At 37.7% G+C, this 16,462-nt stretch carries 14 protein-coding genes, 4 pseudogenes and 1 other annotated feature; of the genes and pseudogenes, 6 read left to right on the top strand and 12 right to left on the bottom strand.

Translation table 11 applies throughout. The annotated features are described in order from the left end of the window. The first annotated feature begins 111 nt into the window (after positions 1 to 111). Positions 112 to 1,266 (top strand): IS4 family transposase, encoded by a 1,155-nt coding sequence (locus tag R2H34_RS07745; protein WP_318342544.1) that lies wholly within the window; start codon positions 112 to 114, stop codon positions 1,264 to 1,266. A gap of 56 nt (positions 1,267 to 1,322) precedes the next feature. Here the strand turns inward: R2H34_RS07745 and lipA are convergent, their stop codons facing one another. Continuing rightward, complete coding sequence (gene lipA, locus R2H34_RS07750; protein ID WP_004682327.1) at positions 1,323 to 2,336, bottom strand: lipoyl synthase; 1,014 nt, start codon at positions 2,334 to 2,336, stop codon at positions 1,323 to 1,325. A 191-nt stretch (positions 2,337 to 2,527) separates the two neighbouring features. On the opposite strand from lipA, the gene sthA reads away from it, so the two are divergent. Next, on the top strand, positions 2,528 to 3,943 hold the full coding sequence (gene sthA, locus R2H34_RS07755; protein ID WP_004915155.1) for a Si-specific NAD(P)(+) transhydrogenase: 1,416 nt from the start codon (positions 2,528 to 2,530) through the stop codon (positions 3,941 to 3,943). 80 nt (positions 3,944 to 4,023) lie between these two features. Then, complete coding sequence (locus R2H34_RS07760; protein WP_042893512.1) at positions 4,024 to 4,497, top strand: DUF3465 domain-containing protein; 474 nt, start codon at positions 4,024 to 4,026, stop codon at positions 4,495 to 4,497. A 39-nt stretch (positions 4,498 to 4,536) separates the two neighbouring features. Here R2H34_RS07760 and R2H34_RS07765 read toward each other — a convergent pair whose 3' ends face one another. The 8 genes from R2H34_RS07765 to R2H34_RS07800 form a co-directional block, all read right to left on the bottom strand. Beyond that, complete coding sequence (locus R2H34_RS07765) at positions 4,537 to 4,989, bottom strand: DUF962 domain-containing protein (protein WP_004915160.1); 453 nt, start codon at positions 4,987 to 4,989, stop codon at positions 4,537 to 4,539. A gap of 144 nt (positions 4,990 to 5,133) precedes the next feature. Next, a complete protein-coding gene (locus R2H34_RS07770; RefSeq protein WP_039046986.1) occupies positions 5,134 to 5,745 on the bottom strand; it encodes a septal ring lytic transglycosylase RlpA family protein in 612 nt (203 codons plus the stop codon). 287 nt (positions 5,746 to 6,032) lie between these two features. After that, on the bottom strand, positions 6,033 to 7,034 hold the full coding sequence (mltB, locus tag R2H34_RS07775; RefSeq protein WP_151708303.1) for a lytic murein transglycosylase B: 1,002 nt from the start codon (positions 7,032 to 7,034) through the stop codon (positions 6,033 to 6,035). 19 nt (positions 7,035 to 7,053) lie between these two features. Then, positions 7,054 to 8,196, bottom strand: coding sequence for a rod shape-determining protein RodA (rodA, locus tag R2H34_RS07780; protein ID WP_004915164.1), 1,143 nt, complete (start codon positions 8,194 to 8,196; stop codon positions 7,054 to 7,056). A gap of 165 nt (positions 8,197 to 8,361) precedes the next feature. After that, a complete protein-coding gene (locus R2H34_RS07785) occupies positions 8,362 to 9,021 on the bottom strand; it encodes a hypothetical protein (protein WP_004915166.1) in 660 nt (219 codons plus the stop codon). Between the two features lie 33 nt (positions 9,022 to 9,054). Further along, positions 9,055 to 9,870: an NADPH-dependent 7-cyano-7-deazaguanine reductase QueF gene (gene queF / locus R2H34_RS07790; protein WP_087540940.1), complete on the bottom strand. Its 816-nt coding sequence runs from the start codon at positions 9,868 to 9,870 to the stop codon at positions 9,055 to 9,057. Continuing rightward, positions 9,867 to 10,640, bottom strand: coding sequence for an ABC transporter permease (locus R2H34_RS07795; protein ID WP_087540942.1), 774 nt, complete (start codon positions 10,638 to 10,640; stop codon positions 9,867 to 9,869). The genes queF and R2H34_RS07795 overlap by 4 nt, the downstream gene beginning before the upstream one ends. Beyond that, positions 10,637 to 11,572 carry an ABC transporter ATP-binding protein gene (locus tag R2H34_RS07800; protein WP_087540944.1) on the bottom strand — a complete coding sequence of 312 codons (936 nt, stop codon included), beginning with the start codon at positions 11,570 to 11,572 and terminating at the stop codon, positions 10,637 to 10,639. Before R2H34_RS07800 ends, R2H34_RS07795 begins: the two co-directional genes overlap by 4 nt. 96 nt (positions 11,573 to 11,668) lie before the next feature. Between R2H34_RS07800 and R2H34_RS07805 the strand changes: the two are divergent. After that, positions 11,669 to 12,361 (top strand): annotated as a pseudogene (locus R2H34_RS07805) (5-methylcytosine restriction system specificity protein McrC); the annotation flags it as partial. Between the two features lie 122 nt (positions 12,362 to 12,483). Here the strand turns inward: R2H34_RS07805 and R2H34_RS07810 are convergent. Beyond that, positions 12,484 to 13,356, bottom strand: a complete 873-nt coding sequence (locus R2H34_RS07810) for a competence protein CoiA family protein (protein ID WP_087540946.1) — start codon at positions 13,354 to 13,356, stop codon at positions 12,484 to 12,486. A gap of 102 nt (positions 13,357 to 13,458) precedes the next feature. Here R2H34_RS07810 and R2H34_RS07815 point away from each other — a divergent pair, with 102 nt between their 5' ends. Both R2H34_RS07815 and R2H34_RS07820 read left to right on the top strand, forming a co-directional pair. Then, positions 13,459 to 14,442 carry a hypothetical protein gene (locus tag R2H34_RS07815; RefSeq protein WP_087540948.1) on the top strand — a complete coding sequence of 328 codons (984 nt, stop codon included), beginning with the start codon at positions 13,459 to 13,461 and terminating at the stop codon, positions 14,440 to 14,442. A 32-nt stretch (positions 14,443 to 14,474) separates the two neighbouring features. Next, positions 14,475 to 14,886: pseudogene (locus R2H34_RS07820) on the top strand (metallophosphoesterase); the annotation flags it as partial. A gap of 16 nt (positions 14,887 to 14,902) precedes the next feature. On the opposite strand, the pseudogene R2H34_RS07825 reads toward R2H34_RS07820, so the two are convergent. Both R2H34_RS07825 and R2H34_RS07830 read right to left on the bottom strand, forming a co-directional pair. Beyond that, a pseudogene (locus tag R2H34_RS07825) lies at positions 14,903 to 15,983 on the bottom strand (IS3 family transposase); the annotation flags it as partial. Then, positions 15,592 to 15,708, bottom strand: a sequence feature (AL1L pseudoknot). It overlaps the preceding pseudogene by 117 nt. A 48-nt stretch (positions 15,984 to 16,031) precedes the next feature. Further along, positions 16,032 to 16,244: pseudogene (locus tag R2H34_RS07830) on the bottom strand (helix-turn-helix domain-containing protein); the annotation flags it as partial. Positions 16,245 to 16,462: the final 218 nt, after the last annotated feature.

Consider the following 16,462-nt stretch of genomic DNA (forward strand, 5'->3'; position numbering starts at 1 on the left):
AGAACATGATTGTCACTACTGTCCCATAGTTTGCTTTAAATAAAAAAACCTGAGTCTAAATAGTTAAAATATGAGTGCAAACAAACACTTTAACTATAAAGGACTCAGGTTTTGTCACATCAGAATACCGTATTTCATCAATTACTCAAACCCATTCTAAGACAAGATTTTGAACGTCTGGCTAAACTGCACCACTCTGGGCAAAAATTAAGATCAGCCACCCGCTGGGATCAGTTTGTTGCCATATTGATGTCCCAACTTTCTTGTCGGCAAAGCTTAAGAGACATTCAATCCAATCTCGAATCCCAGCAGGAAAAGCTTTATCATCTTGGCGCGAAGAGAATTGCGCGAAGCACCTTAGCAAGACTCAACGAAGAACAGCCCGCCAGCCTGTATCAGCAATTGTTCACACAGCTGCTTCAGCGCTGTGAAAACTCTAAAACTGCACATAAATTTAGATTCAAAAATCCGCTGTATTCACTAGATGCCAGTCATATTGATCTTTCACTGTCATTGTGCGCATGGGCAAAAGTGCATGAATCCAAAGCCAGTATTAAACTCAGTGTTGGCTTAAATCACAGCAATACCATTCCTGAATTTGTAGCGCTTGGGGATGGTATTGAAAATGATATGGTGCAAGGCAGAGTATTTAAATTTCCTGCTGGCAGCATTATCGTCTTTGATAAAGCATATGTTGATTATCAATGGTTTGCTCAGTTGACACTTCAGAACGTCAGCTTTGTAACCCGGCTACGCCCAAAGACAGTTTATCAAGTTAAATCAAGCCGCAGCGTATTAGCGACTAAAGGGATTATTGCGGATGAATGTATTGAATTGAGCAGTGCGCATGCCAAGAAAAGAGGCGCACCTGAATTATTAAGACGTATAGAGTTTTATGATACAGATAAGAAAAGAACATTCGAATTTCTGAGCAATAACTTTCATCTGGCAGCATCCACCATTGCTGCAATTTATAAGGATCGCTGGAAGATTGAGTTATTCTTTAAAGCCATCAAGCAGAATTTAAAACTGAAGTCATTTCTAGGTCGAAGCCGCAATGCGATACAAACGCAAATATGGATTGCATTAATTGCCTATTTGCTGGTGAACTTCGCTAAACACATGGCACAAGAAGGATGGAGTGTTCAGCGTTTACTGAGAATTATTCAGGTCAATTTATTTGAAAGGAAACTTTTAAGGTCACTCTTTGTGCCTGATAAAAAATGGCGAAAACAAGAAGAACCTCAATTGAGGTTCTTCTTGTGATATTTGTGGGACAGCAGTGACATGATTGTTCTCTTTTTTACTTCATAGAAACTTGATTAAGCTTCTACAGTTTGTACAGCAATTTTCTTAGCAGGATCTACTTTGCGACGAACCGCAGGAACAGGTTCACCATGATACTGACGATCTGCAAAGTAGCTTGAACGAACCATGGGTGCAGACCAAATATTTCTGAAGCCTAATTTACGACCATGTTCTGCGTAACGTTCAAATTCTTCTGGCGTTACAAAGCGATCTATTGGCGCGTGTTGCTTAGATGGTTGTAAGTATTGACCAATTGTTACGTAGTCCACATCATGAGCACGAAGATCATCAAGTAAAGAAATCACTTCTTCTTCAGTTTCACCAATACCTACCATCAAACCACATTTGGTTGGGACATCTGGGCAGTATTCTTTAAACATTTTTAAAAGATTCAAAGAATGTTGATAGTCTGAGCCTGGACGCATTGCTTTATATAAGCGAGGTACTGTCTCGATATTGTGGTTAAAAACGTCAGGTGGACATTCAGTCATAATGCGTAAAGCAATATCCATGCGACCACGGAAATCAGGAACTAAGATTTCAAGTAGCGTTTTTGGACTCAAAGCGCGAGCTTCTTTAATACAATCCACAAAATGTTGAGCGCCGCCATCTAAAAGATCATCACGATCTACAGAGGTGATAACCGCATATTTCAAACCCAAGTTTGAAATAGTTTCCGCCATATGACGAGGTTCATCAGGGTCAAGTGCATTTGGTCGACCATGAGCAACGTCACAGAAAGGACAGCGACGAGTACAAATATCGCCCATAATCATAAAAGTCGCAGTACCACCACCAAAACACTCTGGAAGGTTAGGGCAGGCAGCTTCTTCACAAACAGTATGGAGTTTTTGCGAACGTAGAGTTGTTTTTATACGCTGAACCTCTTCAGGTGCAGTCATTTTGACGCGAATCCAGTCTGGTTTACGAGGTACTTCAACCGTAGGTATAACTTTTACAGGAATTCTAGCGACTTTTTCAGCGCCACGAAGTTTTATGCCCTGTTCAGGTTTACGGTGTTCAGACATCTTATTTTCTACAACCTATTGCTTGAGATATTCGATTATTATAGTCAAATTTATAGGTTTATAGGATGAAATAGGTATTCATTTTGAAAATGTGAATATATAAAAATATATGGTTGAGAAATACATCAACCCATAGCATATTAGTTATCATATATATAGAAGTAAACAGCTAAGAGATAAAGGAGCTTTGAATGCCACGTAAGAAAGAGGTCGTTGGTGGGAATGTTGTAAAATTTGATGCAGTCATTCTCGGTTCTGGCCCAGCTGGTGAAGGCGCGGCAATGAAGCTAGCTAAAGCAGGTAGAAAAGTAGCAATCGTCGATGTACGTGATCAACTCGGTGGTAACTGTGCACATGTAGGTACCATTCCAAGTAAAGCCTTACGTCAAACAGTTTCAAGTATCATCCGTTATCAGCGTGATCCAATGTTTCAAAAAGTAGGTGAATGGAAACAATTCACCATGAAACAAGTGTTACGCAACGCGCATAAAGTGATTCAACAGCAAGTTGATACTCATACACGTTTTTATGATCGCAATAAGATTGATGTTTTTCATGGACGTGCATATATCCAAGATAAAAATACCGTACTCATTTTTGGTCAAGATGGCATAAAAGATACCATTATCTGTAAACAAATTGTGATTGCAACGGGTAGCCGTCCTTATCAGCCACAAGGTTTGGACTTTAACCATCCTCGTGTTTTTGATTCTGACAAAATTCTTGATTTGGATTATTCAATTCAAAAAATCATTATTTACGGTGCTGGTGTTATTGGTTGCGAATACGCATCGATTTTTATTGGTCTAGATCATAAAGTTGATTTGATCAACACTCAGCAAAAGCTTTTAAGCTACCTTGATGATGAAATCGCTGATGCATTGTCATATCACTTGCGTGAGCAAGGAGTATTGATTCGTCACAATGAACAAATCGATCGCCTAGAAACCTTTGATGATCATGTGGTTTTACATTTGCTTAGTGGCAAGAAAATCAAAGCTGATGCCATCTTATGGTGTAATGGTCGCTCAGGTAATACTGACGGTTTAGGACTCGAGAATGTAGGTCTTGTACCAAACAATCGTGGTCAGTTGATGGTAAATGATCAATATCAAACTGAAGTTGAGAACATTTATGCTGCTGGTGATGTGATTGGTTGGCCATCACTTGCATCTGCTGCATATGACCAAGGTCGTTGTGCAGGTGCAAACATGGTCGGTGAGAAAAATGTTAAACCGATTAAAGACGTACCAACAGGCATTTATACCATTCCAGAAATTTCTTCGATTGGAAAAACTGAACAAGAATTGACTGAAGAAAAAGTACCTTATGAAGTAGGGCAAGCATCTTTCCGTCATCTAGCTCGTGCTCAAATTACTGGTGATACCGTAGGTGAGTTAAAAATCCTCTTCCACCGCGATAGTTTGGAAGTTTTAGGTATTCATTGTTTTGGTAACAATGCCGCAGAGATTATCCACATTGGACAGGTTGTAATGCATAGCCCTAATAATACATTAAAGTATTTTGTTGAAACGACATTCAACTACCCAACAATGGCAGAAGCATATCGTGTTGCAGCTTTGAATGGTATGAATCGTCTATTCTAACTTTAATAGAGTTGTATGAACAAAATGCCAATCAATATGATTGGCATTTTGTTATTTAAATTGAAATAAAAAGGTTAAATATGAAAATCCAGAAAAATAATTTAGTGATCGTAACGATTATTGTTGTGCTAATTGCTGCTTATGTCGGTATAGATTTAAAGCAAAACAACCTGAACGATAATGTTGTTCAGACTTCAATTGTTGAGGAAGCGGCGGTTGATGATCAGCATAAGATTATGAAAGCTTATAAACAACAGATAAGTAACATTCAAGTTCAATCCAAGGGTGAAGTAAAAGCAATTTTAGCTGATGATAATGATGGTTCAAGACACCAAAAAATGATTCTAAAACTGGAGAATGGTTTAACCGTTCTAGTGGCGCATAACATTGATTTGGCACCTCGGGTGGAGGGACTTAGAAAAGGTGAAATAGTCGAATTTTATGGAGAATATGAATATAGCCCTAAAGGTGGAGTGATTCATTGGACTCATCATGATCCACAAGCAAAACATGTGGATGGATGGCTAAAATATCAAGGGAAAAGCTATCAATAATCTCTTTTCGCTAATTAGCCATCCATAATATGCTCTAAATTAGCTTGAAAGCCCTAAATTTTGACGAGATTTCCATTTAGGTAGTATCTTAGCTAAATAGGCATCCATGCACCATACAGGGCCAATCAGAAGGAATTGCAGATCTTTGAAGAAAGAAGGTTTCTTTCCTTCAACTTTATGACCATAAAACTGACCAATCCATGCGATTACAAACACGCCGATATAAAATCCTACCCCTACAGGTAGAATAATAATAAGCCAAGCCATTACCACCAACAAAGCAGCCATAGCCACAGCTAACACGATATCCAAGCGAGCATAGAAAACGAGTGTAAGTACAAGCAATAAAGCGGTGAGTAGAGTACTAAAATGCGCAAGAATACCAATTATTGAAAAAAGAATTGCTGGGACACATACCCAATGTATTTTTTTATTGGTTTGGTTTTGGTGACTATCGCTGTATTCATCGAACCATTCATCTATCGATTTCACAACTGCACTCCTTGCTAAATTGACAATTTATAATGTCATTACTATAGCGAAGAAAGTAGTGAGGGTCAAAAATGAATCAAAAAATAATATAAATAATAAAGCCACGTATAAACGTGGCTTTATTATTAGTTGGAAGTCTAAATATTAAGAATTTGGACCATCAACGCGTTCGATACTTACTTTCGCAGTGCCAGCATTGGTAACACCAAGTTGTTTAGCTGCGCCATAAGATAAATCTAATACACGGTTACCATGGAATGGACCACGATCGTTAACCTTAACTACAACGCTTTTACCGTTGTCTTTATTGGTCACACGAATGTAACAGTTCAATGGCAGGCTACGATGAGCAGCAGTTAAACCATTCATGTCGAATGTTTCACCGCTTGCAGTCTTACGACCATGAAATTGACGACCATACCATGATGCTACGCCAGTTTGGCTAAACTTACGTACGGTATTAGACGCAACAGTGTTAAGTTTTTCAATCACTGAAGGCTCTTCTGCAGGGATATCAATTTTAGCAGCAATTGTTTGGCGACGTACTTTGTCACCAGAACTCTCAGTGATTGAAAGACTATTGACGTTAGAAAAACGAGAATTAAAATTTTGAGAATCTTTGCTCAAAACGCGGGCTGCTAAATTAGAACCTTCAACATCATTTGTTAATGATGATGATTGTACCATTTCAGCATGTAACGGGCTTAAACTTAAGCCTGCCGTCAGCGCTAGAATATATTTTAGCGAAAACTGCATTGTATAAACTCCTAGAGAACATGCTTTTCTATCTCAACAAAACAGCATTGAAATACAGTGCACATGTCTAATTATTCACTTTTGCAATTACTTTTCTTGGGTGGATAATATTCAGCGCTTACGAAGTGTGTCTAGTCTTTAACGATAAATAGTTACAAAAAGGGTAAAAACTTACAGTTTTAGCTCAAAAAATAATCAATATTGTAACAAAATATGAAATTTGATTATTTAACACCCTTTTTGAACCATAAATTTATTGACTTTCAGATTTTGTTTAAAAAATCGGGTTATCTTCCTGCGACTTCAGTGCCTAATAACCACACCGCTGTGGCATACATTCGACTCTTATTATAAGTCGTGATTACTTGGAAATTTGGATAGGTGATGTAATAAATAGGTCCAAATTGGTCTTGTAATTGAATAACATTTACTAAATCAAGATCATCTATTTTTACCAAAGGGTCAATAGGTGCGATACCTAATCTTTTTAGTTCACCATAAGGAGTTGGTTGAGTTAAATCCTTAGCAATAATACTTTCAGGATCGTTACCTAAATAACGAGCAGGGAAGCCAATTGGACGATCACGTTGCCAACCATATTGAGCTAAATAATTCGCGATTGAACCAATTGCATCAACTGCGGAGTTTCTTAAATCAATATGTCCATTACCATCATAATCCACACCTAGCTTTTGGATGTTACTCGGCATAAATTGTGGATAGCCAATAGCCCCAGCATATGAACCAACGATACTGTTGGTTGGATAGCCTTCTTTATATGTCCATGAGATCAACGCTGCGAGTTCATCACTGAAGTAATCAGCACGACGAGGGTAACCAAACGCTAATGTTGCTAGAGCGTCACGGGTGATGAAAGAGCCCTTATTTGCACCATAACCTGTCTCAACACCTAAAATGCCTAAAATTACAGATTTTGGTACACCAAATTGTTGTTCCGCACGATTCAGAACATCTTCATAGTGATTTTTAAAGCGGACACCACGTTGAATTGTACCTTCCACCAAGAACATAGAGCGATATTCATACCAAGGCTTACTTTCACCTGGACGCGTCATAATGTTTAAAATGTTGGATAAATTACGTGCGCCACTCATTGCAATATCAATTTGTTCACTACTTAAACCATAAGTAGTCATCGTTTTTTGTTTAAAAGCAAAATAATTTGGATGAGTGTAAAATTCATTTGCTTGCGCCCAATTACTACTCAGAAATAGACTGGCACTTAATGTTAAAAATTTAAAAGTATTATTTAGTTTAGGATGAAACATGTGTTTTATGAATTCCTCGTTATCGATGTGTATGAATTGACATCACAAGTCCAAATGTTGACATAAGTGTAATAATTGCAGTTCCACCATAGCTCATAAACGGTAACGGCACACCCACTACAGGTAAAATACCACTGACCATGCCTGCATTTACAAATACATAAACAAAAAATGACAAACCAAAGGCTCCTGCAACTAAACGCCCATAGTTATGGAAGCTTTGTAAGCCAATCTGAAATGTTCTAAAAATAATCGCGCAATATAAGAAAATAAGTAGGGTAACGCCGATCAAGCCAAATTCTTCAGAATAGGCTGCAATAATAAAGTCGGTATGACCTTCTGGTAAAAAATGTAAGTGAGATTGAGTACCTTCTAAAAAGCCTTTTCCTGAAAAACCGCCTGAACCTATCGCAGTTTTAGATTGAATAATATTCCAACCTGTACCCAATGCATCAGCCTCAGGATCTAACAAGGTAAGTACCCTTTGTCGTTGGTAATCGTGTAGTAAGAACTCCCAAGCAATTGGAATGATTACTGCAGCAACTCCAGCAGCGGCAGCAATCAATCTCCATGATAATCCACTCAAGAAAAGTACAAAAATGCCACTAGCAAGCACAAGTAATGAAGTACCTAAGTCTGGTTGCTCTGCAATTAAAAGAAAGGGTACGAGGATGAGCAGCAAAGATAGTATGACTTGAGACAAACTAGGAGGTAATGCTTTGCGAGATAGGAACCATGCGATCATCATTGGCATGCCAATCTTCATGAATTCACTCGGTTGAACACTACCAAAGCCTGGAATATCAATCCATCTTTGTGCTCCCATGCGTACTTCACCAAACACGACTACTGCAACTAAGGACAAAACACCGAAGACATAAAAATATGGTGAGAATGCTTGATAAACTTTTGGAGGAATTTGCGCCAGAATAATCATGACGGTAAAACCAATGCCAAAACTCATTGCTTGTTTACTGACAAGACCAACATCTTGGGCTGAAGCACTATATAAGACGGTAAGTCCTAAAAATGCATTTAGTACCAGAAATAGGCAAAGCCATGGGTCTATATGGAGTTGTTGCCACCGTGAAGGGTGAGTGGCAGTACTCAAGCCATCACGCGGTGCTTGACGTAAAAATTTGTACTGTGAGCTTGGAGACATGCGCTTATAAATCAAGTAAATCAATGCTTCGCGAATGCTAACATAAACACTGATTTAGACAATGCAAATTTAGAAATTGTGACATTATATAAGTTTGAAAATGACTCATCTTTTTCTATAAAAAAAGCGACTATATATAGTCGCTTTTTTTTGAATATTCGAAGCTTATTTCTGAACGAGCAACTGATCGAAATGCTTAGTGAATACATCTAACTCAGCTTGGCTTAAGCTAGGAATAAGTTTTTTGATTACAATATGTACAGCAGTTTCAACACCGCTAGTCGCAACACTTGCAACACCACGTTTTACCATGCCTAAACCCAATGTTTTGTTGTATTCAGTCATGAAGTGTTGAATAAGCGCGTCAGCAAAAGATTTGAACTGTTGTGTTAATGCATCACGTTGTTCTTTACCGTTGCCCGCAGCAACTTCAGCAAAGCTTTTTTTCATGTCAGAAACTAAAGCATCTGGTAGTTGAGTACCGATACGTTGTTTACCTTCATTATCAATAAACAAGCTCTTTTCCATGAAAGCTAAAGATTCAAGGACTTGTTCATTCGATGCTTTGCCTAATAATTGCTTCATCAAAGTAGAGACAATACTACGAATCTTTTGAGCGAGTTCTTCAGTTGTATCTCGTTTGTCACTTGGTGGGAACTGCTGTACCAAATGCACCAACATCGTGTCAATCAGCTCATCAGTAAGTTGAAGAGAAATCTTGTCACGCAAAGGGTATTGTGGTTCTTTGCTGTTACGGTTGGCTTGTGCAAGTTGAATATCCTGACTCAACGTTGCAGATGGAAGAATACCGAAATAACTGGTCATTGAAGAACGTCCTCTATATCAAATTTATTCGTTTTATTGTCGTGCCAAGCGGATCGGCTTGGGCATCCATGACAAGTCAGATACTCGACAAGGGTTGATATCCAATCCACCACGACGAGTATAGGTTGCATAGACCATCAGTTTTTCTGGTTTTAAGTGTTGCCAAATATCTGCGAATATTTGTTCCACACATTGTTCATGAAAACCATTATGCTGACGGTAGGAAATAATATAGGCTAATATACTGCGATAACAAGGTTTTTTACCTTGAAAACGAATAAAAACAGTACCCCAGTCTGGTTGTCCCGTCACTGGGCAATTACTTCTCAAAAGATGAGAGTAAAGTTCAACTTCAATATTTTCTTCACTGACAGCATCGTACCGCAATAAACTTGAATCAGGATGTTCTGAAAGACGTTCAGGGATCAGATCATCTATACAGATTCCTTGGGGTTTAGAAATCTGTAAATCATTCACTTGAAATAGCTGCAGTTCAACTTTAGCACCAGCAGCATCTGATAAATCACGCTCAACGGTCTCAACAAATGATTGTTGCGATGCAAATTGCGTGAAATTCATGCTATTGAAATATAGTTTAAGTGATTTTGATTCAATTAAATTCGGAGAGTTGGCTAGTAAGGTTAAACGTCCTATAGCCACTTGTGGTAAACCAAGTTGGTTTAACCATGAAATCTCAAATACATGCCACCAGTCTTTGCCTTGCGCTATGCCTTCAATATCTGCATAAAGTTTGCGAGATTCAGCACGAGCAATCGGAAATAAGACTTCTGGTTGATATTGAGTAGGGTACTGGGTGTCTTTACCCAATAAAGAATGTTCTACACTCATTCACGCATTCCTGAACCGCGAGCTAATAAATGATATGCAACTGCATAAAGGGCAACACAACATAATGTGACAACAGTGAGAGAGAATGAAACATTGACATCACTATGTCCCAAGATACCAAAACGGAAAGCGTTGACCATGTAAACAATTGGGTTAATTAAAGAGAGATTTTGCCAAAATGGATTTAAAGCACTAATCGCATAAAATACACCACCCAAGTAAGTGAGTGGAGTCAAAACGAAAGTTGGGATAATCGAAATATCATCAAAAGATTTTGCATATACGGCATTAATGAAACCACCAAGTGAAAATAATAACGAGGTGATAATTACTGTATATATAGTTACAAAGAAATTATAGATTTCCAAGTGAGTGAAAAACAAACTCATCAGAGTAACGATTAAGCCGACTAATACACCACGACATACACCACCAATCACATAACCCCAAAGAATTAAATGTAATGGCACAGGGCTCATAATCAATTCTTCAATGCTTTTTTGGAATTTTGCACTAAAAAAGCTTGAAGAAACGTTCGCATAACTATTGGTAATCACTGCCATCATAATTAAACCTGGCACAATAAATTGCATATAGCTAAAACCACCCATTTCACCAATACGTGATCCGACTAAATTACCGAAAATCACGAAATATAGGCTCATGGTAATCGCTGGTGGCAGCAAGGTCTGAGGCCAAATTCGCATAAAACGACGAATTTCTTTAACGACTAAGGTCCAAAGTGCGGTTTGTAACTGATTAAAGTTCATTGATCCGCTCCTGTAAGATTTTTCTCAACCATTTTTACGAACAATTCTTCTAAGCGGTTTGATTTGTTACGCATACTACTGACTTGAATATTTTGTGATTGTAAAATCAAAAATAAATCATTCATGCTATGCGCTTTATCCATCGTAACTTCTAAAGTCACTGGATCGATTAATTCGAATTTAAATCCAATAATATTGAGTTGCAGGTTTTCGATCGGTTCTGCTAAATCACAAATAAACGATTCTTCATTAAGTTGATTTAGGAAACCTTTCATAGTGGTATCTTCTTTGATCACACCACGGTCAATAATGGCGATGCGACGACACAACATTTCAGCTTCTTCTAAATAATGTGTCGTTAAAATGATTGAAGTACCTTTTTCATTCATTTCAGTCAAGAAATCCCACATTGAACGGCGTAATTCAATATCAACGCCTGCAGTAGGTTCATCGAGAATCAAAAGTTTTGGTTCATGCATCATCGCGCGTGCAATCATTAGGCGACGTTTCATACCACCTGAAAGCATTCGAGATTGAATGTTACGCTTTTCCCAAAGACCAAGTTTCTCTAAATAATGTTCAGCACGCTGTTCAGCGAGTTTTTTGGGAATTCCATAGTAACCAGCTTGAGTGACCAAAATATCAAAAGTTTTCTCGAATTGACCAAAGTTAAACTCTTGAGGCACAACACCTAAACACTGTTTTGCCAATGATGGATGGGTATCAAGGTTATGGCCAAAAATTTCAACTGTACCTGATGTTTTTTTAGTTAAAGAACTAATGATACTGATCGTCGTCGATTTACCTGCACCATTAGGGCCTAATAATGCATAAAACTCTCCTTCAGGTACGGTTAAATTAATACCTTTTAATGCCTGAAAACCATTACGATAAGTTTTGGACAAATCGCTCAACACCAAAGCATCAGTCATGAACGTCTCTCATTGTTAGATTGAACGCGTATTTTGAGCGATATAAAAAAATAAACCAAGTGTAAAAGTGGTTTATCTTGTTCTATATATAGAACAGCATATAGATTGATACGTACAGCCTTAGAAGTGGTGTGTAAAAAGAGCAAAGACGCAAGTAATTGGAAATTGGCGCAAGAGCTGAGACTCATGACCAATGAGATCCCTCGAAGCCAAAAGATTAAGCAGGATTTTAGACAATGGCAGTCAGGACGTTTACTCGCTTTGTATGCTGAGATTAAACCTTGGACGGAGTTAATCTTAGGTGAATATATGCCTGTATCTACTCAGGGGGAGTGGCGTGGCATGAGTTTACTCTTCCCAATCGAGAAGCTATTTGAGCACTATGTTGCTTATCATCTACGCCGTAACTTACCTGAATATACTGTGAAGACACAGTATGCGACGGAGTATATTTGTCAGCATCAAGAACGTCGTATTTTTAAGCTTAAGCCTGATATTTTCATTGAATTTCTGAATGCAAAACCGATTGTGATGGATACCAAGTGGAAGTTGATTGATCAAAGTGATCGAGCTGGGCGTTATGGTTTGAAAGATAGTGATATTCAGCAAATGTTTGCATATAGCCACTATTACCTCAAGCATGACAGTGATGTTGTACTTGTCTATCCATATCGGAAGGACAAGTTCACGCAGCCATTGGATGACTTTAAGTTTAGGCTTCCCTCTAATGCAAAACTACGTGTAGTACCTTTCAATGTAGATGATCCAAAAAACTTCAAAATTATTTAGTCTTTTATCTTGTGAGGTCAGTCCCATATTTGGGACTAAAATCTACTTTTTAGCTAGATCAGTCCCAGTTTAGGTAATTTTCGTTTGGCAGAAATAGGCAAGTATTTATGGGTAATGTGGTTTTATTCATTAAGTTCTTTTAGTCTTTGTAAAACCTGTTCCGAAAATGGTAGCCAATAGTTCCAAGATTTATATTTAGGATTATAGGAGCCAATCCCTTCACGTTTCCATTCTTTGAGCATTGCAATGATTTCAGGGTTATATGCGCTATTCACTGAAACCATACCACTCGCAAAATGGCGAACATTAAGATGCATGCCTTTCACTTTAAATTTATAGTCCTGCCAATTCGGACTGGTGTTCTGTAGTTCAGACGTTACGGGTAGAGTGGTTGTGATTTTGTAGGAAGTAGATGTTATTTGTTGCCCAGTGGATTGTTTTTGAGGAAATGGGTAAATCCATCTTCTATTGTCCAGGTTCTCGAGGATTTGCTGTGTGGCTTCTGTACTTGGAATTGCAATATCACTGTTAAGAAGTGGTGATAAATCGATTTCAATACATTTTGATTTAAATGCCTCAATGCGTTTTAGTTTTTCAGCATCAATAAAATGAGTGACTGCGATCTCAATTAAAATAGGTTCGCCATCAAAATAACCAATAAGGTCAGGGCGAATTAAACCGAGAGAAAATTCAGGTAATAATTTTTCGAAGGTCCACCATGCAGCTTCACTATCTGAATCAGGTAGGGCAGGAAGCATAAGTCCCATAGATTCAAGAATAACTTCTTTGGCATATTTATGGAGTACAGATTCAGGGTTAATCGTACAGCTTTCTTTATTGCTTGCGTGTGCAAAATGATGTTCTTTAATTTCCCCTTTACGAGCGATCACAGCTTCACCACATTCAAAGCAAGTGCATTGGCATGCGAGTCCACGTTCAACCTGCTCAATATTAACCAATTTATTATTTTCGTTTAATGCAATATACATCGTCATGATTAAAATCCTTTAGGAAGTTGATTTACTCATTCACTATGCTTGTGATCTAATTGTCCTAACACCGTATAAAGGGGAAATACGGGTAAAATGGGGGTTTAAGTGTCTGAATTAAAATTAAAAGTTTTTGTTGTGTTAGATGATATTTTAAAGAAGGACTTAGCAGATAACAGAGCATACGATTGCTTAAAAGTAATCTGTAGCGCATCGATTGATGCTTTAAATACTCAAAATGAAGAGCTAATAACGTATACCAGGTATCAACTAAAACTCATTCTTGATGGTCAGCAATCTGTTGCATCGATGGATTCAAAAGATCTAGGGAAGTGGATGAGTGACAAAAAATTAAGTGCATTCCTTGATCGTGTCATCACAAAACATACTAAAAAATTTAAAGAGATTGGTTATATTCCTGTTGTAAAAACCAACGATACAATTGGAGGAAAAGGAAATGAGCGCCGTTATTGGTTGGATATTACAGAATACGCTCAGACCCAAAATGAAGAAGATCAAAAGCTTGATGAGAATGAAATTTCTTATGAGCGGGTTGATCCTTCTGAAATTAAATTGTCTTGGTTTTACCGATTTATATTTAAAAAAGGAGAGATTAGAAATAAAAGCTTAAGAGGTTTGATGATGCTGATCGTTCTTTTAGGCGGTTTTATTTCGTGGGCTTTATATGTTTGTGCATTTTCATTGGTTTTAGTACGTGAAGGACAAAACTTCACGACACTTGATTTGTTGTTTATAGCCTGTTTAATTGGATTTTCTTACCTATCATTCAAATATTGGTTCACTCCGTTATGGAATTTACCAGAGCATCGAGTCATTAAGGCACCTATGACGTTTATTTCACTTAATGAGGATCATGCTGATATTGAGATGTATCGTGATAGAGAGCGTAATCAATTAACACGTATAACTCGGTTTAAAGGGATATGTCCGATTTGTTCAGCAGAGGTTGTACTTAGAATTGGTCAACCTGATCATAATTTGCCATTAGTTGGACGTTGTGTAGAAAGTCCTTTTGCGCATGTGTATAGCTTTGATCGGGTGTTAATGAGTGGAAAGCTGTTAAGTCGGTAATCATATTGAAATTAAGGGGCACATTTAAGACAATGAGCTATTCTCCTATTTTGACAATCAATACAAATCAAACGAATCATATATATGGTTGGTGATTTGCATGGCTGTTATAGCCTTTTGATGCAAGAACTCCAAAATATTCATTTTGATTTTCAAAATGATGTGCTTATTTGTACAGGTGATCTTGTAGATCGAGGCGCAGAAAATTTAGTCTGTATTTCCTTATTGGATGAAGCTTGGTTTTATACCGTGCGTGGTAATCATGAAGAAATGTGTATCAAGTCAGCTCATGATCCTAAAATAAAAGAGATTCACGCACGTAATGGAGGTGAATGGTTTTATCAGTTATCTCAAATACAGCGGCTAGAAATTATTGAACGTTTTAAGCAATTGCCTTTAGTGATCGAAGTCCAATTGAAAAATAAAAAGATTGGTGTTGTACATCCGCTAAACCTTGCTAATCTGCTTTTAAATATTCAATCACCTCTGTTTTGTATAAGCCATTCACTGTTTCAGCCAAAGCATTATCGTATGAATCACCAGTTGTACCGACTGACGCTCGTAAATTTGCTGCTTCTAGACGATTAGTATAGCGAATGGAAAGATATTGCACACCTCTATCGGAATGATGAATTACATGCTTTGGCATACCTCGATCATGCAAAGCTTGTTCTAATGCATCAAGCACTATATCTGTATTCATACGTGTTGATACTTTCCACCCAACAATTGCTCGTGAAAACACATCAATAATAAATGCGGTATAGACCCAACCTGACTTGGTTTGAATATACGTGAAGTCAGCGACCTGAGAAGCATTGCTTCGCAAGGGGCAGGATGATCAGCATTAAAATTACGTTTCACTAAATCATCTGCCCGTTTTTGGTCATCTCGGTTACGGGTGGTTTGTTTATTCTTACCACGCCAAACACCTTGTATACCTAGCTTTTGCATCAATCGAGCAACTGTACAACGTGCAATAACATAACCCTCACGTTTTAATTTTTGCCAGACTTTACGTACACCATATCGACCTGAACTTTCCTTCCAAATTCGTTTAATTTGTTCAGCATGATGCTCATCATGTAGATCTCGTTTCGCTCGATGTTCTGGATTGTCAGCGAGATCTAAAGTTCGGTAATAGGTTGAAGCTGCGATCGGTAAAATCCTACAAATCGCATCAACACCATATCGATCTTTATTGTTATGGATAAAATCCACCATTATTTGTATGGGCGGTCGAGCTCCGCCTCGGCGAAAAAAGCGGCTGCTTTACGTAGAATTTCATTGGCACGCTTTAATTCTTTAATTTCACGTTCCATTTGCTTCATTTTTTCTTGATCAGATATCTATTGTACTTTAATAGGATTTTGCTGATCTAAATGCTTTTGATGCCAGGCACGAAGTGTTTCAGGAGTACAACCGATCTTAGGCGCAATTGCTGTGATTGCAGCCCAAGTAGAAGGATAATCTTTTTCAGATTCAATCAATAATTGAACCGCTCTTTCTCTGATTTCAGGGGTATATTTTAATTTTGTCATCGGGATAGTCTCTCAGAATATTGACTCTCCGACAAACCCGGTACGGTTCAACTTGTAAGTCCTATCACCTACAATATAACCACCGTAAATATCTAATTTAATGAATTTTTCTTGCTCCAAAGTTTGAAGTAAACGATGGATACTTGGTTTTGGAATATCTAGCTCAATAGAAAGATCCAAAGGTGTAGGAGGATGCTTTGCGGTTGAGATCGCCTCAATAATATCTAAAACTCTGGTAATTGATGAGCCTTTCTTATTCATATCGAAAACCTAGTATAATCAAGTGCATATGCAGGAAAAACCTAAAATAATTAGTTCTACGAAAATTAGAGATAAAGTATAAATTTCTTTACTAGAAGAATTTTAAGCCCATATTCATCATTAAGTCATGAGGGTTATAATATTATTATTATACTTCTTGCGTTAGTCAAAATTTAAACAGCCCAAAGCTACATTTTATAAGGTTTTAGCCAATTCAA

Source organism: Acinetobacter sp. 16 (assembly GCF_033439925.1).
Classification (GTDB): Bacteria; Pseudomonadota; Gammaproteobacteria; order Pseudomonadales; family Moraxellaceae; genus Acinetobacter; species Acinetobacter junii.